The organism is Aeromonas sp. ASNIH8 (assembly GCF_002919855.1).
Lineage (GTDB): Bacteria > Pseudomonadota > Gammaproteobacteria > Enterobacterales > Aeromonadaceae > Aeromonas > Aeromonas caviae.
This window is the reverse complement of the sequence record NZ_PQLN01000001.1, coordinates 73,792-96,984: the sequence shown is the minus strand read 5'-3', so window position 1 is coordinate 96,984 and position 23,193 is coordinate 73,792. Positions and strand designations below refer to the sequence as shown.

Below are 23,193 nucleotides of genomic sequence, written 5' to 3'. Positions count from 1 at the left end.
GGTTATTTATACCGATTCGATCTGAATGATCCCGCTTCCCGTGGCGGTCGTATCCTTTGAGGACGCCGTTGGAGGATGATTCCCATGACACTGGTACTGTTTCCACTCTCCGCTCACCTGCTGCCGGGCGGCATCATGCCGCTGCGCATCTTCGAGCCCAGATACCAGCGCATGATCGCCGAGTCCCGGGAGCGGGAGTTCGCGCTCTGCATGCTGGACCCCCGCCAGCCCGACGCGCTGCGCAACATGTACCCCATCGCCACTCGGGTGCGCATCATCGATTTCGATCTGCTGCCCGATGGTTTGCTCGGCATCACGGTGCTCGGGGTGGAGCGGGTGCGTATCACGGATCTCTGGCAGGAAGAGGACGGTCTGCGGGTCGGCGAGGTGGAGCCCCTGCCCCCCTGGCAGAGCGGCAGGCTCCAGGCGGATCAGCACTCCCTGGCCAAGGCGTTGCAGGACGTGTTCAACGACTATCCGGAGTACGCGGCCCTCTATCCGGAGCCGGACTGGGAGGATGCGAGCTGGGTCGCCCAGCGCTGGCTGGAGGTGCTGCCCATCCCGGTGGAGCAAAAACAGTGGCTGGTGGCGGCCAAGGACAACCAGCCCACCCTCTCCCTGCTGAGCGGTCTGCTGGTCGCGAGCCATTGAATTCCCCTTCCCGGTGATCCTTTTTCCTCGCTCGCCGTATTGGGGGTGAACACCACACGCGAGGGATGGCGCAATGGCATATACTGGCCAACCACAATCGGCTCCACGCAGGACATCGCCCCCCATGGACAACCCAGACGGCGACCTCACATCTTTGCTGGTCCGGGTGGCCGAGCGGGCCGACAAGGCTGCCTTTGCCACCCTGTTCCACCACTTCGCGCCGCGCATCCGTAGCTACGGGCTGCGTCACCTCGGCAGCGAGGCCAACGCCATGGAACTGGTGCAGGAGACCATGCTGCTGGTCTGGCAGAAGGCACGGCTCTATCACCCCGACAAGGGCGCCGCCACCACCTGGATCTACACAGTGATGCGCAACCAGAGCTTTGACATGCTGCGCCGCCGCCGCGCCAGCAAGGAGGAGCTCTGCGCCGAGGAGATCTGGCCGCTGCTGGAGTTCCGGGCCGAAGAGGAGCACCTGAGCGGCGGTGAAGACGCGGTGCTGACCCGCCAGATGGCCCACTATGTCGCCACGCTGCCGGAGCCGCAGCAGCAGGTGGTGCGCGGCATCTACCTGCAGGAGCTCTCCCAGCAGGAGCTGGCCGACCGGCTCGGCGTGCCCCTTGGCACCATCAAGTCCCGGCTGCGGCTGGCACTACAGAAACTGAAGGAACAAGTGGAGCAAGGCCATGATTAAGACCCATCCGACTGAACCCATGCTGCGCGCCTTCGCTGCCGACGAGCTGCCTCTGCCGCTGGCCGTCGGTGTCTCCGCCCATTGCGAGTTCTGCCCCGAGTGCGCCGCCCGGGTGAAGGAATTTGAAGAGGCGCTGGCGTGCCAGCATCTCGCCCCTGACGCGCCGGACGAGGCGCTGCCCGCCGGATTCGATGCCATGCTGGCGGGCATACTGCAACAGCCGGTGGCGACGGAGGCGGCGCTCGCCCTTGCCGAGAGCCCGAGGCCAGAGCTCAGGGTGGCGGGTCACAGTTACCGGCTGCCGCGGGCATTGGCAAGGCATCATGCCCCCAGGTGGCGTCATCTCGGGGCCATCCGTCAGGTCAGCCTGCCCCTGGACGAGATGGGTGCGCGGGCCAACCTGCTGCACATCGAGGCGGGGGGGCGGATCCCGGAGCACACCCACAAGGGATATGAGCTGACCCTGCTGCTGGCGGGCACCATCGAGGATGGCGACACCCGCTATCAGGCGGGGGATTTCATCTGGCGTGACGCCAGCCACGCCCACAGCCCCCACACCCCGGACGGCTGCCTCTGCTACACGGTGCAAGATGCCCCCGTGCAGTTCACCAAGGGGCTGTCACGGCTGCTCAACGGCATCAGCCAGCACCTCTATTGAGTTGGGATCACGGCTGCTCGGCGATAGCGGGCTGCCGCGCGACTGAGGCGGTATCACGGCATGAAAAAAGGGACCCTCGGGTCCCTTTTGTGTTGCTTGGCGGCGAAGCCCATCAGGCCACGAAGACCAGGTAGACGACGAAGGCCAGCAGGAAGCGGTAGATGGCGAACGGGATGAAGTCGAGACGACGGATCAGCGCCAGGAAGGTCTTGATGGCGACCATGGCCACCACGAAGGCGGTGACGAAGCCCACCGCAAACATGGGGAAGTCCGCCATGGAGAGGAAATCGCGGCTCTTGTAGAGATCCAGGCCGCTGGCCGCGATCATCATGGGTACCGCCATGATGAAGGAGAATTCTGCTGCCGCGTGGCGGCTGATGCCCATCAGCATGCCGCCGCTGATGGTGGCGCCGGAGCGGGAGAAACCGGGCCAGAGTGCCAGGCACTGGAACAGGCCGATGCCGAAGGCCTGCTTGTAGCTGATGTCGTCCAGGGTCTCCGCGGTCACGGCGGGGCGGAACTTTTCGGCGATGATGAGCAGGATGCCGCCGGCCACCAGGGCATACATCACGGTTTCCGGCCCGAACAGATTGGCCTTGATCCAGCTGTGGATAGCCAGCCCGACGAGCACGGCGGGCAGCATGCCGAGGATGACGTGCACCAGGGAGAGGGTCGCGTGGCCCGGGGTCGGTTTCTGACCGAAGTGAATGCCGATGAGTCCGAACAGGCGGCGCCAGAACATGACGACCACTGCCAGGATGGAGCCGAGCTGGATCACCACCTCGAAGGTGGCGGCCTTGGGTCCTTCAAACCCGAGGAGGTGGCCGACGATGATCATGTGGCCGGTGGAGGAGACGGGGAGGAACTCGGTCAGGCCTTCCACTATACCCAGCACAAAGGCGACGAACAGGGCGTAGGATTCGGTCATGGTGCAGATCTCTTGGTTATGGGGTCTGGATAAAATCAACCCCGAACGGGTCGGGGCGGCCAATGATGGCGGAAAATCACGCGGGCAACCAGTGAATATTGGGGATTTCAGCGCCCTGTTCCGGCCGGAAAAGGGCGCTGGCGGACCATGCAGGGCGCGGCTTGCCACATGCTGTCAGAAGCCATGACGGCCCCGTCACGTTCTGACAGGTCAGTCACGCCAGTTGACCTCTGTTTTATGATCTCTTTGTGCTGTCAGGCCAGTATGGACAGGATTTTCTGTTGAAGATCATCGTCCAGGGGGGGCTGCCCCAGGGCCTCGACGGCGCTCGTTATCTGTTGGGGATGGCTGGCGCCGATCAGGGCGCAGCTCACCACGGGGTCGCGCAGCACCCATTGCAGTGCGAGTTGCGACAGGGACTGACCCCGTTGCAGGGCCAGTGCATGCAGGGCGCGGACGGTGGCGAGCTTCTCTTCGGTGATCTGGTCCGCCGTGAGGAAGGGGCTGGCACTGGCGGCGCGGGAATCCGCGGGAATGCCCGCCAGGTAGCGATCGCTCAGCAGCCCCCCCGCCAGGGGCGAGAAGGCGACCACCCCCATGCCGTGCTCCCGGCAGGCCGGCAGGGTGTCGGGCTCAATATCGCGTTGGAACAGGGAGTATTTGAGCTGGTTGACCAGGCAGGGGGTGCCGAGCTCCGCCAGCCGGGCGGCAGCCTTGGCCGCGAGCGGGGCCGGGTAGTTGGAGAGGCCGATGTAGAGCGCCTTGCCCTGGCGCACCATCAGGGCCAGGGCCTGGCAGGTCTCCTCGAGCGGGGTGCGGGGATCCGGCCTGTGGTGATAGAAGATGTCCACGTAGTCGAGGCCCAGACGGCGCAGGCTCTGGTGCAGGCTGGCGAAGAGGTACTTGGCGCTGCCGCCATCGCCGTAGGGGCCGTCCCACATCACGTATCCCGCCTTGCTGGCGATGATGAGCTCGTCCCGATAGGGAGCCAGGCTCCTCTTGAGCAGCGTGCCGAAGGTCAGTTCGGCAGATCCCGGCGGCGGCCCGTAGTTGTTGGCGAGATCGAAGTGGGTGATCCCCAGATCGAACGCCTGATGCACCATGGCCTTCGCGGTGGCGGGATCGCTCCCGGCGCCGAAGTTGTGCCAAAGGCCCAGACCGATGCCGGGCAGGCGCAGGCCGTGGCGGCCCGCCGGTCGGTAGGGCTGGCGCTGGTAGCGGTCGGGGGCGGCGAGGTAGTTGTCATCCATCACGGTGCGGTTCCTTGGCTGGTGTGCAATGAGGAGCGGCGGGCCCTGCGGCCGGCCTCACCCCGGCTGACTCGGCGGTGCCATCGGGGCCGCCATGACGTGGCGGCGCGCCCGGGCTCCTTCGTCTGCCCGAGCGGGGCTGTCAGGGGGCAGGAATAAAGCGATAACGGGTCTGGTGGCGATAACGCTGCCCCGGCAGCAACCAGGGATCGCCGAGGGCGGGCCGGTTCGGGCTGTCGGGCAATTGCTGGGCCTCCAGGCAGAAGCCGTCGTAATCCCGGTAGGGTCGGCCCTGACGATCCGGTGTGCCGGTCAGCCAGTTGCCGCTGTAGAACTGCAGTGAGGGCTGGTTGGTGTAGACCGCCATCGCCAGCTTGCCATCCCCCGAGATCACCCGGGCGGCCCATGGCTGGCTGGACCCACCAAACGGCTCATCAGTAGGCACAAAAACGCTGTTGTTGAGCAGAAATGCGTGATCGTACCCCTTGGCCAACTGCTGCTGGGGGTGGTCCAGCCACGCCTGGCCGATGGGGCGGGGGGCGCGCAGATCGAAGGGGCCTTCCACCGGGGCGATGGCCAGCGGCAGGCTCTGGTCATCCGTGGGCAGGTAGCGGTCGGCGTCTAGGCTGATGGTGTGGTGGCGGATGTCGCCACCGCCATCCAGGTTGAAGTAGGCGTGGCTGGTGAGGCTGACCGGGCTGGGGGCGTCCGTGCTGGCGCAGAAGTCGACCACCAGATCGCACTGCTCCAGCCGATACTCCAGGCTCACCCTCAGATTGCCGGGAAAGCCCTGATCCCCCGCCCGGGAGAGGAGCGCCAGCTTGACCCTGTCCGCCTCCTGCTCCTTGATCTGCCAGGTGCGGCGATGGAACCCGTCGCGCCCGCCGTGCAGGCAGTTGGCCCCCTGGTTGGCGTCCAGCGTCCAGCACTGGCCTTCCCGCTCAAGGCGGGCGCCGCCGATGCGGTTGGCAAAGCGCCCCGCCACGGCCCCCAGCCATACCTGCTGGGTGAGGTAGGCCTCGTCGGCGCAACCCAGCAGCACCTCCCGCCGCTCTCCCGCCACCGGCAGGGTGAGGGAGGTGAGGGTGGCCCCGTATGCGAGACCGCGCAGCCGCAGTCCCTCCTCGTTTTCCAGCTCGAATCTCATCATGGTTTGCGGTTCCCCGTCGTGATCCCGTCGCCCCCTGCCGGCGTCGCGAGTGCCGGGCAGGGGGCGTCACCCGTTGTCAGGCGTGCGTTACAGTCTGCCGGCCCCTGCGCTGGCACGGCAGACGTAGCAGTCCGCCTTGAGGCCGAAACGGGCCGGGTATTCCGCCTCCACCACGGCGATCACCTCGGCCACCTTCTCGGGGCGCAGCAGGGCGACCACGCAGCCGCCAAAACCGCCGCCGGTCATGCGCACACCGCCTTCGCTGCCGATCCGGGCCTTGATGATCTCCACCAGGCCGTCGATGGGAGGCACGGTGATCTCGAAGTCATCGCGCATGGCGGCGTGGGACTGGCCCATCAGCTCGCCGAGGCGCACCAGATCGCCCTGTGCCAGCGCATCGGCCGCCGCCAGAGTGCGGGCGTTCTCGCCGACAACGTGGCGGGCACGGCGATAGCAGGCCTCGTCCAGACCGGCCTTGCCCGCTTCCAGGGTCGCCAGATCCAGGTTGCGCAGGGCCTTGACCCCGTAGTGACGGGCGGCGGTTTCGCACTGCTGGCGACGGGTGTTGTATTCGCTGTCCACCAGGCCGCGGCGCACGTTGGAGTTGACGATGAGCACCGCCAGATCGGTCGGCATGGGGATGAGCCGGGTCTCCAGGGAACGGCAATCGAGCAGCAGGGCGTGATCCTGCTTGCCGCTCGCGGAGATCATCTGATCCATGATGCCGCAGTTGCAGCCGACGAACTGGTTCTCCGCCTGCTGGCCGTTGAGGGCAATTTCCGCCTGGCTGATGGCCAGCCCCTGGGCCTCCTTGAAGGCCTGGCCGATGGCTACCTCCAGGGAAGCGGAGGAGGAGAGACCCGTCCCCTGGGGCACGTTGCCGGAGACCACCAGATTGAGGCCGCGCAGGGCGTGGCCTCGTGCCTGCAGGTGTTTCACCACGCCGCGGATGTAGTCGCTCCAGCGCTGGCTGGGGTGGTGCTCGATGGGGTGATCGAGACTGAACCGGTCGCGCTGGTTGTCGTAGTCGGCGGCGATCACTTCGACCAGGTTGTCGCCGCGCAGGCCGATGGCGACGCAGGTCTCGTAGTCGATGGCGCAGGGCAGCACGAAGCCGTCGTTGTAGTCGGTGTGCTCGCCGATGAGGTTGACGCGGCCTGGAGCCCGTACCAGCAGGTCGGGTTGTTGCTCAAACTGCTCGGCAAACACGGCGCTGACGCGCTGGCTCGGGGTCATAGGGCCTCCTCGTTGGCCTGGTTCTGGTCGTTGTAGTGGATGGGACTGAGGGCGAGCAGCCGTTCCGCCGCCTGTTCCGGGGTGAGATCGCGCTGGGTTTCGGCCAGCATCTCGAAGCCCACCATGAATTTGCGCACCGTGGCGGAGCGCAGCAGGGGCGGATAGAAGTGGGCGTGCAGTTGCCACGCCTCGGGGCAGTCGGAACGGGGCGGGGCGAAGTGCCAGCCCATGGAGTAGGGGAAGCTGCACTGGAACAGGTTGTCGTAGCGGCTGGTGAGCTCCTTGAGCGCGATGGCCAGATCCTGTTGCTGTTCCCGGGTGAGATCCAGCATGGAGGGAACATGGGCTTTGGGCAGCAGCAGGGTCTCGAACGGCCAGGCCGCCCAGAAGGGCACCACCGCCAGCCAGTGGGCCGTCTCCACCACGATGCGGGAGCGATCCGCCAGCTCCCGTTCCACATAGTCCAGCAGCAGGGGGCGGCCGTGTTCGGCCAGCCAGGCGCGCTGGTGCGCCTCTTCCCGGGCAATCTCGTTGGGCAGGAAGTCGCTGCCCCAGAGCTGGCCGTGAGGGTGCGGATTGGAGCAGCCCATGACGGCGCCCTTGTTTTCAAAGACTTGGACCCATTCCCACTGGTCAGAGAGCTCGGCCACCTGGTCCATCCAGGTGGTGATCACCCCTTCGATGGCGGGCAGGGGCAGCTCGGGCAGGGTCTTGCCGTGATCCGGCGAGAAGCAGATGACCCGGCTGGTGCCCCGGGCGGCTTCCAGCTTCAGCAGGGGATCCGGCACCGCGTCAGCGGCCGGGGTGTCCTGCATCAGGGCGGCGAAGTCGTTGGTAAAGACGAAGGTGCCCTGATAGTCGGGGTTGATATCGCCGGTCACCCGGGTGTTGCCCGCACAGAGGAAGCAGTCGGGATCATGGGCCTGGCTCGGCGCCAGGCTCACCTTCTCGACCTGGCCTTGCCAGGGGCGCTTGGCCCTGTGAGGGGAGACCAGCACGTACTGGCCGGTGAGCGGGTTGAAGCGGCGGTGGGGGTGATCAACGGGGTTGAACATCATCACTCCAGTGTGTGAGTTGAATACATCCGAAGGCGCAGGCCAGGGCCTACGCCTCGTAACCATTGGGGTTGGCGGACTGCCAGCGCCAGCTGTCGGCGCACATGGCGGCGAGATCCCGGCTGGCGTGCCAGTCCAGTTCCCGAGCGGCCTTGGCGGGATCGGCCCAGCACTCGGCGATGTCGCCGGGGCGCCGTGGCTCGATCCGGTAGGGAAGGGGCCGACCGCAGGCAGCCTCGAACGCCGCGACCATCTGCAACACGCTCTGGCCCTGGCCCGTGCCCAGGTTGTAGGCGTGGACACCGCCCCGTCCGGCGCAGTGTTCCAGAGCCTTGACGTGCCCTTCGGCGAGATCCATCACATGGATGTAGTCGCGCACCCCGGTGCCGTCGATGGTTGGGTAATCGTTACCAAAGACCGAGAGGCAGTCGCGCCGGCCGATGGCGACCTGGGTCAAAAACGGCATCAGATTGTTGGGGATGCCCTGGGGATCCTCCCCCAGAGTGCCGGACTCGTGGGCGCCGACGGGGTTGAAATAGCGCAGCAGGGTCATGCTCCAGTGGGGCTCGGCCCGCTGCAGATCCTCGAGGATCTCCTCGATGATCAGCTTGGATCGGCCATAGGGGTTGGTGGCGCTGCGGGGAAAATCTTCCCGGATCGGGGTGCTGGCAGGATCGCCGTAGACGGTGGCCGACGAGCTGAACACCAGATTGCGTACCTCGGCCCGTTTCATCGCCTGCAGCAATACCAGGGTGCCGCTCAGGTTGTTCTCGTAGTAGTCCAGCGGGATGCGGGTCGACTCGCCGACCGCCTTGAGGGCGGCGAAGTGGATCACGGCGTCGATGTGCTGCTCGCTGAAGATGCGATCCAGCAGGGCCGGGTCACGGATGTCCCCTTCGTAGAAGCGGGGTTCGCGCCCGCTGATGGCGGCGACACGGGTCAGGACGCCCGCCTTGCTGTTGCAGAGGTTGTCCACCACCACGGGCTCCATGCCTGCGGCCTGCAAGGCCAGACAGGTGTGGCTGCCGATGTAGCCGCAACCGCCGGTGACCAGTACTTTCATCCGTTGTTCCACCCTCAACTCCTCGTATCAGGAAAGCCTGAGCAGGAGTCTAGCCGAGGGGCTGACGGGCAAACTGTGAGCTGCTTAACAAATATATGTAAACGATTACACTTGTTTTCATCGACCAATGTGGCAAGTTCTGATTTTTCCCCCTGTTATCAGTGACATTGAACGGTATAATGCGGCCAGTTGCAGCGTGAAATAAGTGAAAACAGCATGAGCACCATCAAGGATGTCGCCCGTTTGGCGAATGTGTCAGTGGCAACGGTTTCACGGGTGATGAACAACTCACCCAAGGCCAGTGCCGCCTCCCGCGAGGTGGTGCTGAAGGCCATGGCCGAGCTGGGCTATACCCCCAACGCCAACGCGCGGGCCCTGGTCAGCCAGACCTGTGACACCATGGGAGTGGTGGTGGGCGACGTGGCGGATCCCTTCTTCGGCGCCCTGGTCAAAGGGGTCGCGGCAGTGGCGGTGGAGCAGGGCTTGCACCTGTTGATGGGTAATGGTTTTCACCGCGCCCAGCAGGAGCGGGAGGCCATCGAGCTGCTCATCGGCAAACGCTGCGAGGCACTGGTGGTGCACAGCAAGGCGCTCGGCGACGAGGAGCTGGTCGACTACGCCCTGCGCGCCCCCGGCATGGTGCTGATCAACCGCGACATTCCGAGTCTGAGGGGGCGCTGCATCGCCCTCAACAACCGCCAGGGTGCGGCGACCGCCACCCGTCATCTGCTGGATCTCGGCCACCGCCATATCGCCTTCCTGAGCTCGGATCACGCCATCGAGGATGCGCTGTTACGCCACCAGGGCTATCAGGATGCCCTGGCGGAGGCGGAGGTCTTCGCCGATCCCGAGCTGGTGGAGAGCGGCATGCCCAATGAAGAGGGGGGCGAGCGCGCCATGCTCAACCTGCTGGCCAAGGGGTTGCCCATCACGGCGGTAGTGGCCTACAACGACGCCATGGCGGCAGGAGCCATCTCTGTGCTGGCGGACAACGGCCTCAAGGTGCCGGAAGAGGTGTCGGTGGTAGGCTTCGATGACATCATCTACGCCAGATACCTGAGACCCAAGCTCTCCACCATGCGCTATCCCATCGAGCTGATGGCGGCCCAGGCGGCCAAGCTGGCGCTGCAACTCGCCGCAGGGGAGAGCGAATCGGTGCAGAGCCGCATCTATACCCCCACCCTGATCAACCGCCATTCGGTCGCTCCCGTCAGGTCCTGATCGCAGCGCTTGCGCCCCGTCGGCGCAAGCGCTGCACCTGGCGAACCCGTACTGCAGCATATAAAGCGCCCCCATAGCTCAGACGATAGATAGCTCAGACCATGGATAGCTGAAAGCATGGCTAGCGCAGACCATAAAGGACTGTCTGAGGAGTGACAACCGTCCCCTCACGCTCCCTGCCTGCCGAACTCGCCAGTTCTTCCCGCTCGTCTGTCACGAGCCCCTCTCCCCCGGCCTGCCGAGCCTCACTTCTTGCCAGATCCTGCCAGACGCTCGCCATGGCTTTTCTCTGCGCCGGGCAGGGGCTCTCGTGGCCTCTGCACACTCCTTCGAGAGACCGGGCTGCGTGCCCGGAACCGGGTTGAGGCGCTCCAGCACCTGATGGAGCGGGGGGGGGGGCGTGATGTCGGGTCTTTGCCATGGCTTGCTCAGCTGGTTCGGCCATTGCCTCCCGGTTTCACACTCCCGGGCATCTTTTGCCCTTCCGAAGGTCCGCTTTTTCCCCCATGGGGTCATTTACCCGGATTTATTCGATTTTTACTCCGTTTTACTTAACAAAATGAGTGTAATCGTTTACATCTGTGTGAGCGGGATCGCCGATCACCGGGCAAAACTCTCCTACACTGCAGTGGTTTTCAGCGTGAATGCAGGGAGAAGTGAAGCATGCTCAGGGAGATAGTGGCCCGTCAGGATTGGCAGACCCAGGGGATCACCGCCGTGAACCGGTTGCCAGCCCATACCCCCTTGTCCAGTTGGCGCAGTGAAGGGGAAGCCAGGATGGGGGGGTTGTCACCTTCCCGCCTGCTGCTGGACGGCGAGTGGCAGTTCTCCTGGTTCGAGGCCCCGGAGCGGGTGCCGGAGCAGTGGCTGCTGGAGGATCTGCCGGATGCCTGCCCCATCAAGGTGCCGGGCAACTGGCAACTGGCTGCGGCCTACCCGGGGGCGCGGCCCGTCACGGATGTGCCCATCTACACCAACATCAAGTACCCCTTTCCCTGCGACCCGCCCCGGGTGCCTGCCGAGAACCCCACCGGTTGCTACTCCCGCGAGTTCACCGTTGCTGCGAACTGGCTGGCCGAGGGGCAGACCCGGATCATTTTCGACGGGGTGGACAGCGCGTTTCACCTCTTCTGCAACGGCCGCTGGGTCGGTTACTCCCAAGACAGCCGGCTGCCGGCGGAATTCGATCTGACCCCCTTCCTTCAGGCCGGGGCCAACCGGCTCGCCGTCCTGGTGCTGCGCTGGTCTGACGGCTCCTATCTGGAAGATCAGGACATGTGGCGCATGAGCGGCATCTTCCGCTCCGTCAGCCTGCTGCACAAACCGGCCCGTCATCTGATGGATATCCGGGTGACGCCCGAGCTCGACGCCTGCTACCGGGATGCCCGCCTCAAGGTTGAATTGCAGGCGGCCAACGGAGCCGGTCTGTCGGTGGAGGCCAACCTCTATGATGGCGACGAGCGGGTTGCGACCCTGCGCCAGCAGATTGGCACCCTGGCCATCGACGAGAAAGGGGTGTATGACGATCGCGCCGAGCTGTGGCTGACGGTAACGGCGCCACACAAGTGGAGCGCCGAGACCCCGTACCTCTATCGCCTGACCCTGACCCTGCTGGACGAGCAGGGAAACGTCCTCGAAAGCGAGGCCCATGACGTGGGCTTTCGGGCGGTGGAGATCCGTGGCGGCCTGCTGCGGGTCAACGGCCAACCCCTGCTCATTCGTGGCGCCAATCGCCATGAACACCATCCCACCACGGGTCACGTGGTGACCCCGGCCGACATGGAGCAGGATCTGCTGCTGATGAAGCGGCACAACTTCAACGCGGTGCGCTGCTCCCACTATCCCAATCACCCCGAGCTCTATCGCCTGTGCGACCGGCTCGGCCTCTATGTGGTGGACGAGGCGAACCTGGAGACCCACGGCATGACCCCCATGGGGCGGCTGGCGCGGGATCCCGCCTGGAGCAACGCCTTCCTGGAGCGTGTTACCCGCATGGTGGCCCGGGACTTCAACCACCCCTGCATCATCATCTGGTCCCTGGGGAACGAATCCGGTTATGGTCCGGCCCACGACGCCATGTATCGCTGGGTGAAGGGGGCGGATCCCAGCCGCCCGGTGCAGTACGAAGGGGGCGGGGCCGACACCCCGGCCACCGACATCATCTGCCCCATGTATGCCCGTACCCACCAGGATCAACCTTTCCCGGCGGTGCCCAAGTGGGCGCTGGCCAAGTGGATCGGCCTGCCGGAAGAGACCCGGCCGCTGATCCTGTGCGAATACGCCCACGCCATGGGCAACAGCCTGGGGGGCTATGCCCATTACTGGCAGGCATTTCGCGATCATCCGCGGCTGCAGGGTGGGTTTGTCTGGGATTGGGTCGATCAGGGGCTGGACAAGCAGACCGACGATGGCCGCCATTTCTGGGCCTATGGTGGCGATTTCGGCGACACTCCCAACGATCGCCAGTTCTGCTGCAACGGCCTGCTGTTCCCCGATCGCACCCCCCATCCTTCCCTGTTTGAAGCCCGGCGTGCCCAGCAGCCCTTTGTTCTGACCCTGCAGGGTCGCCAGCCGCTGACGGTGGAGATCCGCAGCGAATACCTGTTCCGCGAGACGGACAACGAACGCCTGCAGTGGCGTCTGTGTGAAGACGGCGTGGTGGTGAGCCAGGGTGAATGCCCGCTCGAGCTGGCCCCCCGGGGGAGCGTGACGCTGACCCTGCTGGAGCAACTGCTGGCCTTTGCGCCGGGGGCGCTCGCCTGGCTGGATCTCGCCATCGTGCAGCCCATCGCCACGGCCTGGGCCGGAGCGGGTCACGAGGTGGCTCGCCAGCAATGCCTGTTGCCCGCGCCCCTGGCGCTGCCGTCGGCCTGCCCGGCGGTCAGCCTGACCGAGCAGCGCGATCACTGGGTGCTTGGCGCCGCAGATTCCCTGTGGCAGCTCGACAAGGCCAGTGGTCGCATCGTCAGCTGGCAGAAGCAGGGCCGCGAGCGGCTGCGCGACGCCATCGCCGATCACTTCTATCGGGCGCCGCTCGACAACGATATCGGCACCAGCGAGGCGGATCACGCCGATCCCAACGCCTGGATTGCCCGCTGGCAGGAGGCCGGACTCAATGATCTGCAGCACCGCTGTCTCGGCCTGGAGGCGAGTCCGGAGCTGGGTCTCATCACGGCGCACCACGGCTACTTCGTGGGTGACGAACCGAAGATCCTGACCCGCTGGCATCACAGGGTGGACGGGGAGGGCGCCATGCACCTCGCCATCGAGGTGGAGGTGGCCGCCGATATGCCCTCCCTGCCGCGCATCGGTGCCCGGCTCTGGCTGGCCGATGAACCGGCCGAAGGTGCCCCGGTGAGCTGGCTGGGGCTTGGCCCCCACGAGAATTACCCGGATCGCCGGCTCGCCGCCGATCTCGGTCGCTGGCAATTGCCCATCGATGCGTTGCACACCCCTTATGTCTTCCCCACCGACAACGGGCTGCGCTGCGATACCCGCGCACTGCAACTGGGGGATCTGGTGGTGGAGGGGCGCTTCCACTTCAGTGTCAGCCGCTACAGTCAGCAGCAGCTGACCGAAGCCCGTCACCAGACCGATCTGGTGGCTCTGGGGGGCACGCACCTGTGCCTCGATGGCTTCCACATGGGGGTGGGAGGCGATGACTCCTGGAGCCAGAGCGTGCGGCCCGAGTTCTGGCTGTTGCCGGGTTGTTATCAGTGGCACTGCCGTCTGAGCTAGCCGGACCCGCCGTCGCGAGATGGCGAGACCCAAAGGCGGTTTCTCACGTAACTATTTAATTTTTAACAATATTACGGCTATGTAACAGAGTGTAAACGTTTTCATTTTGTTGCCAGGATCACAGACCGCCTCACAACAAACTGATTACATTAGGCTGGCGCCAGCTCAAACGGTGTACAGCATTCCCTACAAAAAACAGATAGAGATCGGAGCATAACAATGAAAAAACTCACGACAGTTGCCACCTTGCTGATGGGACTGATGGCGGGAGCCCAAGCCCAGGCCGATACCCGTATCGGGGTCACCGTCTACAAGTACGACGACAACTTCATGGCCGTGGTGCGCAAGGCCATCGAGAAAGAAGCGGCGGCCACCCCGGGTGTGGAACTGCTGATGAACGACTCCCAGAACGACCAGTCCAAGCAGAACGACCAGATCGACGTGCTGCTGGCCAAGGGCGTGAAGGCCCTGGCCATCAACCTGGTTGACCCGGCGGCGGCCCCTGTCGTGATTGAGAAAGCCCGTGCGGACGAGATCCCCGTGGTCTTCTACAACAAGGAACCGAGCGCGGCCGACCTGGCCAGCTATGACAAGGCCTACTACGTTGGCACCGACTCCAAGGAGTCCGGAATCATCCAGGGCCAGCTGATCGCCAAGCACTGGAAAGCGCACCCCGAGTGGGATCTGAACAAAGATGGCGTCATCCAGTTCGTGCTGCTGAAAGGGGAGCCTGGCCACCCGGATGCAGAAGCCCGCACCACCTACGTCGTCAAGACTCTGAACGATGGCGGCATCAAGACCGAGCAGCTGCACATGGATACCGGTATGTGGGATACCGCCATGGCCAAGGACAAGATGGACGCCTGGATCTCCGGTCCGAACGCCAACAAGATCGAAGTAGTCATCGCCAACAACGACGGCATGGCGATGGGCGCCGTGGAGTCCCTGAAGGCCCAGGGCAAGACCGCCATCCCGGTGTTCGGTGTTGACGCCCTGCCGGAAGCCCTGGCCATGGTCAAGAGCGGTGCCATGGCCGGTACCGTGCTGAACGATGCGGCCAACCAGGCCAAGGCCACCTTCGAGCTGACCAAGAACCTGGCCGAGGGCAAGCCGGCCGGTGAAGGCACCAACTGGAAGATCGACAACAAGGTCGTCCGCGTTGCCTACGTGGGTGTAGACAAAGACAACCTGTCCCAATTCGAGTAATTCCTCCCCTCAGGGCAAGGGAGATCCCCTTGCCCTCTTTTCAACCAGATGTGATGGCTGATATGACAACACGGCAACAATCAGAATGGCTGTTGGAGATGATTGACGTCAGTAAGAGCTTTCCTGGCGTCAAGGCACTCGATAATGTCAATTTACGGGTCCGTCCTCATTCTGTGCATGCGTTGATGGGCGAGAATGGCGCAGGGAAGTCCACGCTGCTCAAGTGCCTGTTCGGCATCTACGAGAAGGATCAGGGCAAGATCTTCTTCAAGGGACAGGAGATCAACTTCACCTCGTCCAAAGAGGCGCTGGAGAATGGCGTTTCCATGGTGCACCAGGAGCTGAACCTGGTACTGCAACGCACCGTGATGGACAACATGTGGCTCGGCCGCTATCCCACCAAGGGACTGTTTGTCGACCACGGCAAGATGTATCAGGACACCAAGCATATCTTCGAGGAGCTGGACATCGACATCGACCCCAGGGTCAAGGTCGGCACCCTGTCGGTTTCCCAGATGCAGATGATCGAGATTGCCAAGGCATTCTCCTATGACGCCAAGATCGTCATCATGGACGAACCCACCTCCTCCCTGACCGAGAAAGAGGTCAACCACCTCTTCAAGATCATCAACAAGCTCAAGGAGAAGGGGTGCGGCATCGTCTACATCTCCCACAAGATGGAAGAGATCTTCCAGCTCTGTGACGAGATCACCATATTGCGGGATGGCCAGTGGGTGGCGACCCAGCCCCTCAAGGGCATGACCATGGATCAGATCATCGGCATGATGGTCGGCCGCGAGCTCACCCAGCGCTTCCCGGAAAAAACCAACCAGCCCAAAGAGGTGATCCTCGAGGTCGAGCACCTGACGGCCAAGAACCAGCCTTCCATCAAGGACGTGACCTTCAACCTGCACAAGGGGGAGATCCTCGGCATCGCCGGTCTGGTGGGGGCCAAGCGCACCGACATCGTGGAGACCCTGTTCGGCATCCGCGATCGCAGCGAAGGGACCATCAAGCTGCACGGTAAAGAGGTGGCGAACCACAACGCCCACGAGGCGATCCAGAACGGCTTCGCCCTGGTGACCGAGGAGCGCCGCTCTACCGGGATCTATTCACGCCTCGACATCGCCTTCAACTCCCTGATCGCCAACATGGACAACTACAAGGGATCCATGGGGCTGCTCAGCGACAACAAGATGAAGAGCGATACCCAGTGGGTCATCGACTCCATGCGGGTCAAGACACCGACCCAGCAGACCCAGATCGGCTCCCTCTCCGGTGGCAACCAGCAGAAGGTGATCATCGGTCGCTGGCTGCTGACCCAGCCCGAGATCCTGATGCTGGATGAACCGACCCGGGGTATCGACGTCGGCGCCAAGTTCGAGATCTACCAGCTCATCCTGGAGCTGGCGAAGAAGGACAAGGGCATCGTCATCATCTCCTCCGAAATGCCGGAACTGCTCGGCATCACGGACCGCATCATGGTCATGAGCAATGGCCGGGTCGCGGGGATCGTCAACACCAAAGAAACTGACCAGAGCGAGATCCTGCGCCTGGCATCTCTGTACCTATAAAGACAGGAAGACATTATGGAGTCGGCTAAAAATTTCAATCTGATGCAGGCGCTCAAAGAGAACGGCATCTATGTGGTGTTGCTGGTGTTGCTCATGATCATCGTGATCAAGGAGCCCTCCTTCCTCAGCCTCACCAACCTCAGCAACATCCTGACCCAGTCCTCGGTACGGGTCATCATCGCCCTCGGGGTGGCGGGCATCATCATCACCCAGGGTACTGACCTGTCCGCCGGTCGTCAGGTCGGCCTGGCGGCGCTGATCGCGGCCACCATGCTGCAGGCCCTGACCAACGTCAACAAGGTCTTCCCCACCCTGGGGGAGGTGCCCATTCCGGCGGTGATCCTGCTGGTGTGCGTGGTGGGGGCCCTGATTGGTCTGGTCAACGGCCTGATTGTCGCCTACCTGAACGTGACGCCCTTCATCACCACCCTGGGCACCATGATCATCGTCTACGGCATCAACTCCCTCTATTTCGACTCCGTGGGGGCTTCTCCGGTAGCCGGGTTTGATCCTCGCTTCTCCAACTTTGCGCAGGGCTTCATCCGGATTGGCGGGTTCAAACTCTCGTACCTGACCTTCTATGCGGCCATCGCCAGCGTCTTCGTCTGGGTGCTGTGGAACAAGACCCGCTTTGGCAAGAACATCTTCGCCATCGGTGGCAACCCGGAAGCGGCCAAGGTGTCCGGCGTCAACGTCGCCGTCAACCTGGTGGTCATCTATGCCCTGGCCGGTGTCTTCTACGCCTTCGGCGGCATGCTGGAAGCGGGGCGGATCGGCAGTGCCACCAACAACCTCGGCTTCATGTACGAGCTGGATGCCATCGCGGCCTGCGTGGTGGGGGGCGTTTCGTTTGCCGGCGGTGTGGGAACTGTCGCGGGTGTGATCACCGGCGTACTTATCTTCACGCTGATCAACTATGGTTTGACCTACATCGGTGTCAGCCCTTACTGGCAGTTCATCATCAAGGGCGGCATCATCATCCTGGCGGTAGCCCTGGACTCCATGAAGTACGCCAAGAAGAAGTAAGCATTGGCAGGGAGGGCCGGGTCATTCCGGCCCTTTCTCTTTGGAGGGACCCATACCATGGCATTCAAAGTCAAAATCAACGTGCTGTTGCTGCTCGCCATTCTGGTCACCATCGGTACCGCCTGGTTCAGCGTCAACCACTTCATCAGCGGCTACATCCGCACCCAGGCCACCCAGAACATCAACGAGCAGATCACCCTGGTCAGGGAGAAGCTGGCGGGTGACATCAACCAGAAGGTGCTGCTGGCCGCCAACCTCAACCTCGGGGTGACCAGCGTCAAGAAGGCGCTGCAGGAGACCGGCTTTCACAACATCGTCAAGCTCATTGGCGACATGGCATTCGACGCGAACGGGGTCATCGACGACAAGGCCAGGGTTGACGCCCTGCGCAAGCTGATCCCCGCCGCCAACAACCAGATCACCGTCAGCCCGCTGGAGCAGCTGGACGGCAAACCCGTCATCTCCATCCTGGTGCCGCGCGGTGCCGACTCCGCCTACCTCTACTACCTCGACATGAGCGAGTTCAAGACGCTGCTGACCAAGGTAAGCGGGGAAGGGCGTTACTTCTCCCTCACCGACAGTCAGGGACAGGTGCTCTACAGCAGCAAGCCCCAGGGAGAGAGCGAGAGCCGCCCCAACAAGCTGGATATTCGCGGCAGCGAGTGGACCCTGACCGGTTATGTGGATCTCGACTATATCCGGGCCATGACCCAGGCGCTCAACGGCAAGATCACCCTGGCCCTGCTCGGGGTGGCGGCGCTGGTACTGGCCCTCTCCATGGTGGCCCTCAATCTGGCCTATAGACCCATCCTCTCCCTGCGCGACCTGGTGCAGGAGCTCTCCCAGGGCAATGGGGATCTGACCCGCCGGCTCACGGTGACCAGCAAGGATGATCTCGGCCAGATCTCGGCGGGCATCAACCGTTTCATCGAGCAGTTGCAGGGCATGATGGGGGAGGTGAGACAAGCGAGCGGCCAGCTCAATGAAGGGATATCGGCATTGGCGAGGCAGACGGGGTCGGCCCAGGGCCTGCTGGCGGAGCATGTGCGGGAGACCGAACAGGTGGTCACCGCCATCAACGAGATGAGCCGTACTGCCGTCTCGGTATCGGAGAGCGCGGCCAATACTGCCCAGCTGACCGGCCAGAGCCAGCAACTGGCCAACCAGTCGCGTCAGGTGGTGGATCAGGCCATGGCCAGCGTCACTGCGCTGGTGACGGAGGTGGAGACGACGGCACACTCCATCGAAGCCATGCAGCAGGATGTGCAGCAGATAGGCTCGATTCTCGGGGTCATCGGTGGCATCGCAGAGCAGACCAACCTGCTGGCCCTCAACGCCGCCATCGAGGCGGCCCGGGCCGGGGAGCAGGGGCGGGGGTTTGCGGTGGTGGCGGACGAAGTGCGCTCTCTGGCGGGACGCACCCAGAAGAGCACTGCCGAGATCCAGACCATGCTGACCCGGCTGCAACGGGGCACCCAGACCGTGGTGGCAGCCATGGGCAATACCCGGCAGAGCTGCCAGGATGCGGCGGAAAACACCAGCAAGGTGAATGCGTCGCTGGATCTGATGGCGGGAGAAGTGGTGGAGATCAACGATCTCATCAGCCATATCGCCACGGCCGCGGAGGAGCAGAGTGCCGTCGCCGAGGAGATCAATCGCAACATGAGTGCCATCGCCGAGGTGATCACCCAGCTCAAGGGGAATGGCGAGCGCACCGTGGACAGCTCGAATGCCATGCAGCGCACCTATGACAGGCTGCGGGAGATAGTGGGACACTTCCGGCTGGAATAGCGCCGGCTGGGTGAATCCGGGGCATCCTGGCCAGCAACGCCGTGGCCGGGGTAACCCATCAGCGGGCAGACGTGAAAAAAAACCCAAAAAAGATGGGGGCGACTTGCGTCGCCCCCGATAGTCTTATCGCTCATATCCTTGAACGAAGTTGCTCCCTGCAATCCCTGACTATACCTCTTCCTTTAGGTTTCCCCTTCCCAATCCTTTGGGGTGTCCTTTAGCCATCATGGCCTGACGAGTCATCCGTTCCCGTCGCACTTTCTCCGTCCTGGGAGGTGTCCTTTACCACATCCTGTGGTGAGTCCATTTGCCCAACCCTGGCAGCCAGTCTTCCTGACCGACTTCATTGCGTCCGTGCAGGAGTAACTATAAGGATTTCGCGCAGGGCGACAATGACATGCTGAAAAACGTTTTTTTCAAACTGGTTTCCCGCGAAAGGATAATGAAGTTATCTTTTTTAAAATCATGACCTTAATGATCTATCATGCTGTTTTTTCACGCGCATCTTCCGACTATAGCGAGAATTTTATTGGTGCTTTGCTTACGCAGTCGATAGCGAATATCTCACAAGGCGTTTAACTGCGGTTCAGAATCCGGGGAGGCCGGTCAGTGTCGATCGCAGATGAGGGTGGAGGAGGGCAATGGGCATGATGCTGGTGGCGTGGTCTGGATCCCATTCAGGAGATAAAGGAGGGAAAGCGGGGATGACCCAAGAGGAGCTCGCCTCCCCTTGGGCGAGAGGGTCAGGGATGCTGGCTGCCACCGTGCCATTGGCATAGGTAGGCGGGTACCAGCATCTGGGGTGCCTGGTCAACGTGACAGACCACCAGCGGCATGGCGGGGGCTCCCTGGGCATGCACCAAGGCCGGTGTCATGGGCAGGACCAGGGCGACGAGCAGAAACAGCGACGGGATCTTCATGGTTATCTCCTTGGTGACGGGAACGAATGTGACAAGCATCACTTTTTGAGTTAAGGCGAACCCGAAATCGGCGCAAGGTGACTGAAAAAATTCAACTAATGAAAAAACTTTGAATCCCGGTTGCACACCGGTCGATGAAAAAGGCGCCATCAGGATGCGTGCAAAATGCATATCCATATAAAAGAGATAGTGCACACGGCTTGGCGATGAGGCTCGCCATCTGGCCCGGTTGGGCCGCCATGATCTGGGACAAGAGATGGATTATTCAGCGATAAAGGAGCAGGTGATTATTTATGTGAGAGCAAACGGGATGATAAGCGAGGATAAATTCAAAGGTGGGTGAACTTTATTCAAAAAATGAGCGTTTTGATTTTAATGCATTGATTTATTTGATGTTTTTTATTGGTGGCTATCCATTTGTGGATACCATAGATGAATGAAATTGCGCTCTTTGTGGAATATATTGGGGCTTTATTGCGTATTTATGCCGGATGGAGGGTGAGGGAAATGTCAGATATGTAAACTCCATCATAAATTAACTTCTGAATTTATGCAGTCTCGGGTGAATGTGATCAATGTCCAAGTTTGGTGGAGTTGCCAGACCTAATCTCTGCGTCGAAAGGCAAGGGTAGGATAGAACACAAGCCGAGTACCCTACATAAAGAATATCCCGCCTTAGCCACGAGCCTGAATAGAAGGAATCTATTCAATCACTCGCAGGGACCACTGCTAGACGGAATATCATCATGAGCAAATTTTATGTGGGTTCTGAAGTTGGCCAGTTGCGCCGTGTCATGTTGCACCGCCCCAACCTCAGTCTGAAGCGTCTGACCCCTTCCAACTGCCAGGATCTGCTGTTTGACGACGTCCTGTCCGTGGAACGTGCCGGTCAGGAGCACGACAAATTCGCTCAGGTACTGCGCGATCAGAATGTCGAAGTCTTCCTCCTGACCAATCTGCTGGCGGAAACCCTGGACGTGCCGGAAGCCAAAGCCTGGCTGCTGCAACACCAGGTCTCCGACTATCGCCTCGGCACTGCCCTGGCCAACGACGTGCGCTGCTTCCTGGCGGACATGCCTCACCGCGAGCTGGCCCGCATCCTCTCCGGCGGCCTCACCTACTCCGAGATGCCCTACAGCGGCGTCAACATGGTGGTCGGCATGCATGCCCCGACCGATTTCATTATCGAACCGCTGCCCAACCACCTCTTCACCCGCGACACCTCCTGCTGGGTCTATGGCGGCGTCTCCATCAACCCCATGGCCAAGGCCGCCCGTCGTCGCGAGACCAACCACGTGAAGGCCATCTACCGCTGGCACCCGCAGTTTGCCGGTCAGGAGTTCATCAAGTACTTCGGTGACGAGGAGCGCGACTACGACAACTCCACCATCGAAGGGGGCGACGTCCTGGTCATCGGCCGTGGCGCCGTGCTCATCGGCATGTCCGAGCGCACCACGCCGCAAGGGGTGGAGCATCTGGCCCGCAGCCTGTTCAAGCACGGTCAGGCCAAGCAGGTCATCGCCATGGAGCTGCCGAAACACCGTAGCTGCATGCACCTCGACACCGTCATGACCCACATGGATGTCGACACCTTCTCCGTCTATCCGGAAGTCATCCGCAAGGATGTGAACTGCTGGAGCCTGACCCCGGGCGGTGCCACCGGGATGAACATCAAGGAAGAGGGTTACTTCGTGACCGCCATCGAGAAGGCCCTGGGCGTGGATCAGCTCAGGCTCATCACCACGGGCGGCGACAGCTTCGAGGCCGAGCGGGAGCAGTGGAACGACGCCAACAACGTGCTGACCGTGCGCCCCGGCGTGGTGGTGGGTTACGAGCGCAACACCTACACCAACGAGAAGTACGACAAGGCCGGCATCACTGTGCTGCCCATCCCGGGTGAAGAGCTGGGACGTGGCCGCGGCGGCGCCCGCTGCATGAGCTGCCCGATGGAACGTGACGGCATCTGACAAGACGGCGTGGCGCCGGCAGAGGCTGGCGCCACACACACCCGAATTCGAGAGTAACACCCATGAAAAAACCAACTGTCGTCGTCGCCCTGGGGGGCAATGCCCTGCTCCGCCGAGGTGAACCTCTGGAAGCCGACATCCAGCGCAAGAACATCGCCACCGCCGCCAAGACCATCGCCCGCATCGCCGAGGATTACAACGTGGTGCTGGTGCACGGCAACGGCCCGCAAGTCGGCCTGCTGGCCCTGCAGAACAGCGCCTACACCAAGGTCTCCCCCTATCCCCTGGATGTGCTGGGTGCCGAGTCCCAGGGCATGATCGGTTACATGCTGATCCAGGAGTTGAAGAACCTGATGCCGAGCCGCAACGTCACCGCGCTGCTGACCCAGGTGCAGGTCGATCCCCAGGATCCGGCGTTTGCCAACCCGACCAAGTTCATCGGTCCCGTCTACGAAGAGGCGGAAGCCCGCACCCTGGCTGCCGAGAAGCACTGGGTGGTCAAGGCCGACGGCAAGTTCTTCCGCCGCGTGGTGCCGTCCCCGCTGCCCCAGCGCATCGTCGAAGGCGACGCCATCGAAACCCTGATCGCCCAGGGTCACCTCATCATCTGTACCGGTGGTGGTGGCATCCCGGTGACCTGGGATGGCCAGAGCCTGACCGGCATCGAGGCCGTCATCGACAAGGACATGTCAGCCGCCTACCTGGCCAAGCAGATCAAGGCCGACGCCCTGCTGATCCTGACCGACGCCGATGCAGTGTATCTGGATTGGGGCAAGCCGACCCAGCGTCCGTTGCGGGTCACCAGCCCGGACGAGCTGGCTGGCGTCAAGTTCGATGCCGGCTCCATGGGGCCCAAGGTCGAAGCCTCCTGTGAATTCGTCAAGGCGACCGGCGGCATGGTCGGCATCGGCTCCCTGGAAGATGGCCTCGCCATCCTCAAGGGGGAAGCCGGTACCAACATCGTCGCCACCAATACAGTCAATGCCTGAGCCAAGGCTCTGGTCTGAACAACTGCGTAGTCAATGACACTGCCAAATTGGTCTGAACAAATATAGAGAGAACTCA

At 62.7% G+C, this 23,193-nt stretch carries 18 protein-coding genes; 11 read left to right on the top strand and 7 right to left on the bottom strand.

Annotated elements, in window-relative coordinates:
* Window positions 1-84: 84 nt before the first annotated feature.
* The 3 genes from C3418_RS00445 (at window position 85) to C3418_RS00435 (ending at window position 2,003) form a co-directional block, all read left to right on the top strand.
* A complete protein-coding gene (locus C3418_RS00445) occupies window positions 85-651 on the top strand; it encodes an LON peptidase substrate-binding domain-containing protein (RefSeq protein WP_010676027.1) in 567 nt (188 codons plus the stop codon).
* A gap of 124 nt (window positions 652-775) precedes the next feature.
* The gene (locus C3418_RS00440) at window positions 776-1,345 is read left to right on the top strand and encodes a sigma-70 family RNA polymerase sigma factor (protein ID WP_010676026.1); all 570 of its coding nucleotides are present in this window, start codon (window positions 776-778) and stop codon (window positions 1,343-1,345) included.
* Complete coding sequence (locus C3418_RS00435) at window positions 1,338-2,003, top strand: ChrR family anti-sigma-E factor (RefSeq protein ID WP_053288019.1); 666 nt, start codon at window positions 1,338-1,340, stop codon at window positions 2,001-2,003. The genes C3418_RS00440 and C3418_RS00435 overlap by 8 nt, the downstream gene beginning before the upstream one ends.
* A gap of 112 nt (window positions 2,004-2,115) precedes the next feature.
* Here the strand turns inward: C3418_RS00435 and bacA are convergent, their stop codons facing one another.
* The 6 genes from bacA to galE form a co-directional block, all read right to left on the bottom strand.
* Complete coding sequence (bacA, locus tag C3418_RS00430) at window positions 2,116-2,931, bottom strand: undecaprenyl-diphosphate phosphatase (protein ID WP_053288020.1); 816 nt, start codon at window positions 2,929-2,931, stop codon at window positions 2,116-2,118.
* Window positions 2,932-3,185: 254 nt separating this feature from the next.
* Window positions 3,186-4,181: an aldo/keto reductase gene (locus tag C3418_RS00425; protein WP_103857764.1), complete on the bottom strand. Its 996-nt coding sequence runs from the start codon at window positions 4,179-4,181 to the stop codon at window positions 3,186-3,188.
* A gap of 142 nt (window positions 4,182-4,323) precedes the next feature.
* Window positions 4,324-5,391: a galactose-1-epimerase gene (locus C3418_RS00420; RefSeq protein ID WP_258039703.1), complete on the bottom strand. Its 1,068-nt coding sequence runs from the start codon at window positions 5,389-5,391 to the stop codon at window positions 4,324-4,326.
* Between the two features lie 27 nt (window positions 5,392-5,418).
* On the bottom strand, window positions 5,419-6,567 hold the full coding sequence (galK, locus tag C3418_RS00415; protein WP_053288022.1) for a galactokinase: 1,149 nt from the start codon (window positions 6,565-6,567) through the stop codon (window positions 5,419-5,421).
* Window positions 6,564-7,622, bottom strand: coding sequence for a UDP-glucose--hexose-1-phosphate uridylyltransferase (locus C3418_RS00410; protein WP_103857762.1), 1,059 nt, complete (start codon window positions 7,620-7,622; stop codon window positions 6,564-6,566). Before C3418_RS00410 ends, galK begins: the two co-directional genes overlap by 4 nt.
* Before the next feature lie 49 nt (window positions 7,623-7,671).
* Window positions 7,672-8,685 (bottom strand): UDP-glucose 4-epimerase GalE, encoded by a 1,014-nt coding sequence (gene galE / locus C3418_RS00405; RefSeq protein WP_053288024.1) that lies wholly within the window; start codon window positions 8,683-8,685, stop codon window positions 7,672-7,674.
* 216 nt (window positions 8,686-8,901) lie between these two features.
* Between galE and C3418_RS00400 the strand changes: the two genes are divergently transcribed.
* The 6 genes from C3418_RS00400 to C3418_RS00375 all read left to right on the top strand — a co-directional run bounded on the left by C3418_RS00400 (window position 8,902) and on the right by C3418_RS00375 (window position 19,241).
* Window positions 8,902-9,906, top strand: a complete 1,005-nt coding sequence (locus tag C3418_RS00400; protein WP_010676018.1) for a substrate-binding domain-containing protein — start codon at window positions 8,902-8,904, stop codon at window positions 9,904-9,906.
* A 663-nt stretch (window positions 9,907-10,569) separates the two neighbouring features.
* Window positions 10,570-13,644, top strand: a complete 3,075-nt coding sequence (locus C3418_RS00395; protein ID WP_103857761.1) for a beta-galactosidase — start codon at window positions 10,570-10,572, stop codon at window positions 13,642-13,644.
* A 219-nt stretch (window positions 13,645-13,863) separates the two neighbouring features.
* Entirely contained in the window at window positions 13,864-14,850 is a 987-nt protein-coding gene (gene mglB, locus C3418_RS00390; RefSeq protein WP_010676016.1) for a galactose/glucose ABC transporter substrate-binding protein MglB, read from the top strand.
* 53 nt (window positions 14,851-14,903) lie between these two features.
* On the top strand, window positions 14,904-16,424 hold the full coding sequence (gene mglA, locus C3418_RS00385) for a galactose/methyl galactoside ABC transporter ATP-binding protein MglA (RefSeq protein ID WP_010676015.1): 1,521 nt from the start codon (window positions 14,904-14,906) through the stop codon (window positions 16,422-16,424).
* Window positions 16,425-16,439: 15 nt separating this feature from the next.
* Window positions 16,440-17,450 (top strand): galactose/methyl galactoside ABC transporter permease MglC, encoded by a 1,011-nt coding sequence (gene mglC / locus C3418_RS00380; protein ID WP_010676014.1) that lies wholly within the window; start codon window positions 16,440-16,442, stop codon window positions 17,448-17,450.
* A 57-nt stretch (window positions 17,451-17,507) separates the two neighbouring features.
* On the top strand, window positions 17,508-19,241 hold the full coding sequence (locus C3418_RS00375) for a methyl-accepting chemotaxis protein (RefSeq protein WP_010676013.1): 1,734 nt from the start codon (window positions 17,508-17,510) through the stop codon (window positions 19,239-19,241).
* Between the two features lie 743 nt (window positions 19,242-19,984).
* On the opposite strand, the gene C3418_RS24290 is transcribed toward C3418_RS00375, so the two are convergent.
* The gene (locus C3418_RS24290) at window positions 19,985-20,161 is read right to left on the bottom strand and encodes a hypothetical protein (protein WP_134997205.1); all 177 of its coding nucleotides are present in this window, start codon (window positions 20,159-20,161) and stop codon (window positions 19,985-19,987) included.
* Between the two features lie 746 nt (window positions 20,162-20,907).
* Between C3418_RS24290 and arcA the strand changes: the two genes are divergently transcribed.
* Window positions 20,908-22,128, top strand: a complete 1,221-nt coding sequence (gene arcA, locus C3418_RS00370; protein ID WP_010676011.1) for an arginine deiminase — start codon at window positions 20,908-20,910, stop codon at window positions 22,126-22,128.
* Window positions 22,129-22,190: 62 nt separating this feature from the next.
* A complete protein-coding gene (gene arcC / locus C3418_RS00365) occupies window positions 22,191-23,117 on the top strand; it encodes a carbamate kinase (RefSeq protein WP_039039634.1) in 927 nt (308 codons plus the stop codon).
* Window positions 23,118-23,193 lie beyond the last annotated feature (76 nt).

Bases quoted from the DNA above. Each gene is read 5' to 3' on its own strand.
- C3418_RS00445 (WP_010676027.1), top strand. From the start codon at position 85: ATGACACTGGTACTGTTTCCACTCTCCGCTCACCTGCTGCCGGGCGGC.
- C3418_RS00440 (WP_010676026.1), top strand. From the start codon at position 776: ATGGACAACCCAGACGGCGACCTCACATCTTTGCTGGTCCGGGTGGCC.
- C3418_RS00435 (WP_053288019.1), top strand. From the start codon at position 1,338: ATGATTAAGACCCATCCGACTGAACCCATGCTGCGCGCCTTCGCTGCC.
- bacA (WP_053288020.1), bottom strand. From the start codon at position 2,931: ATGACCGAATCCTACGCCCTGTTCGTCGCCTTTGTGCTGGGTATAGTG.
- C3418_RS00425 (WP_103857764.1), bottom strand. From the start codon at position 4,181: ATGGATGACAACTACCTCGCCGCCCCCGACCGCTACCAGCGCCAGCCC.
- galK (WP_053288022.1), bottom strand. From the start codon at position 6,567: ATGACCCCGAGCCAGCGCGTCAGCGCCGTGTTTGCCGAGCAGTTTGAG.
- C3418_RS00410 (WP_103857762.1), bottom strand. From the start codon at position 7,622: ATGTTCAACCCCGTTGATCACCCCCACCGCCGCTTCAACCCGCTCACC.
- galE (WP_053288024.1), bottom strand. From the start codon at position 8,685: ATGAAAGTACTGGTCACCGGCGGTTGCGGCTACATCGGCAGCCACACC.
- C3418_RS00400 (WP_010676018.1), top strand. From the start codon at position 8,902: ATGAGCACCATCAAGGATGTCGCCCGTTTGGCGAATGTGTCAGTGGCA.
- C3418_RS00395 (WP_103857761.1), top strand. From the start codon at position 10,570: ATGCTCAGGGAGATAGTGGCCCGTCAGGATTGGCAGACCCAGGGGATC.
- mglB (WP_010676016.1), top strand. From the start codon at position 13,864: ATGAAAAAACTCACGACAGTTGCCACCTTGCTGATGGGACTGATGGCG.
- mglA (WP_010676015.1), top strand. From the start codon at position 14,904: ATGGCTGATATGACAACACGGCAACAATCAGAATGGCTGTTGGAGATG.
- mglC (WP_010676014.1), top strand. From the start codon at position 16,440: ATGGAGTCGGCTAAAAATTTCAATCTGATGCAGGCGCTCAAAGAGAAC.
- C3418_RS00375 (WP_010676013.1), top strand. From the start codon at position 17,508: ATGGCATTCAAAGTCAAAATCAACGTGCTGTTGCTGCTCGCCATTCTG.
- C3418_RS24290 (WP_134997205.1), bottom strand. From the start codon at position 20,161: ATGAAGATCCCGTCGCTGTTTCTGCTCGTCGCCCTGGTCCTGCCCATG.
- arcA (WP_010676011.1), top strand. From the start codon at position 20,908: ATGAGCAAATTTTATGTGGGTTCTGAAGTTGGCCAGTTGCGCCGTGTC.
- arcC (WP_039039634.1), top strand. From the start codon at position 22,191: ATGAAAAAACCAACTGTCGTCGTCGCCCTGGGGGGCAATGCCCTGCTC.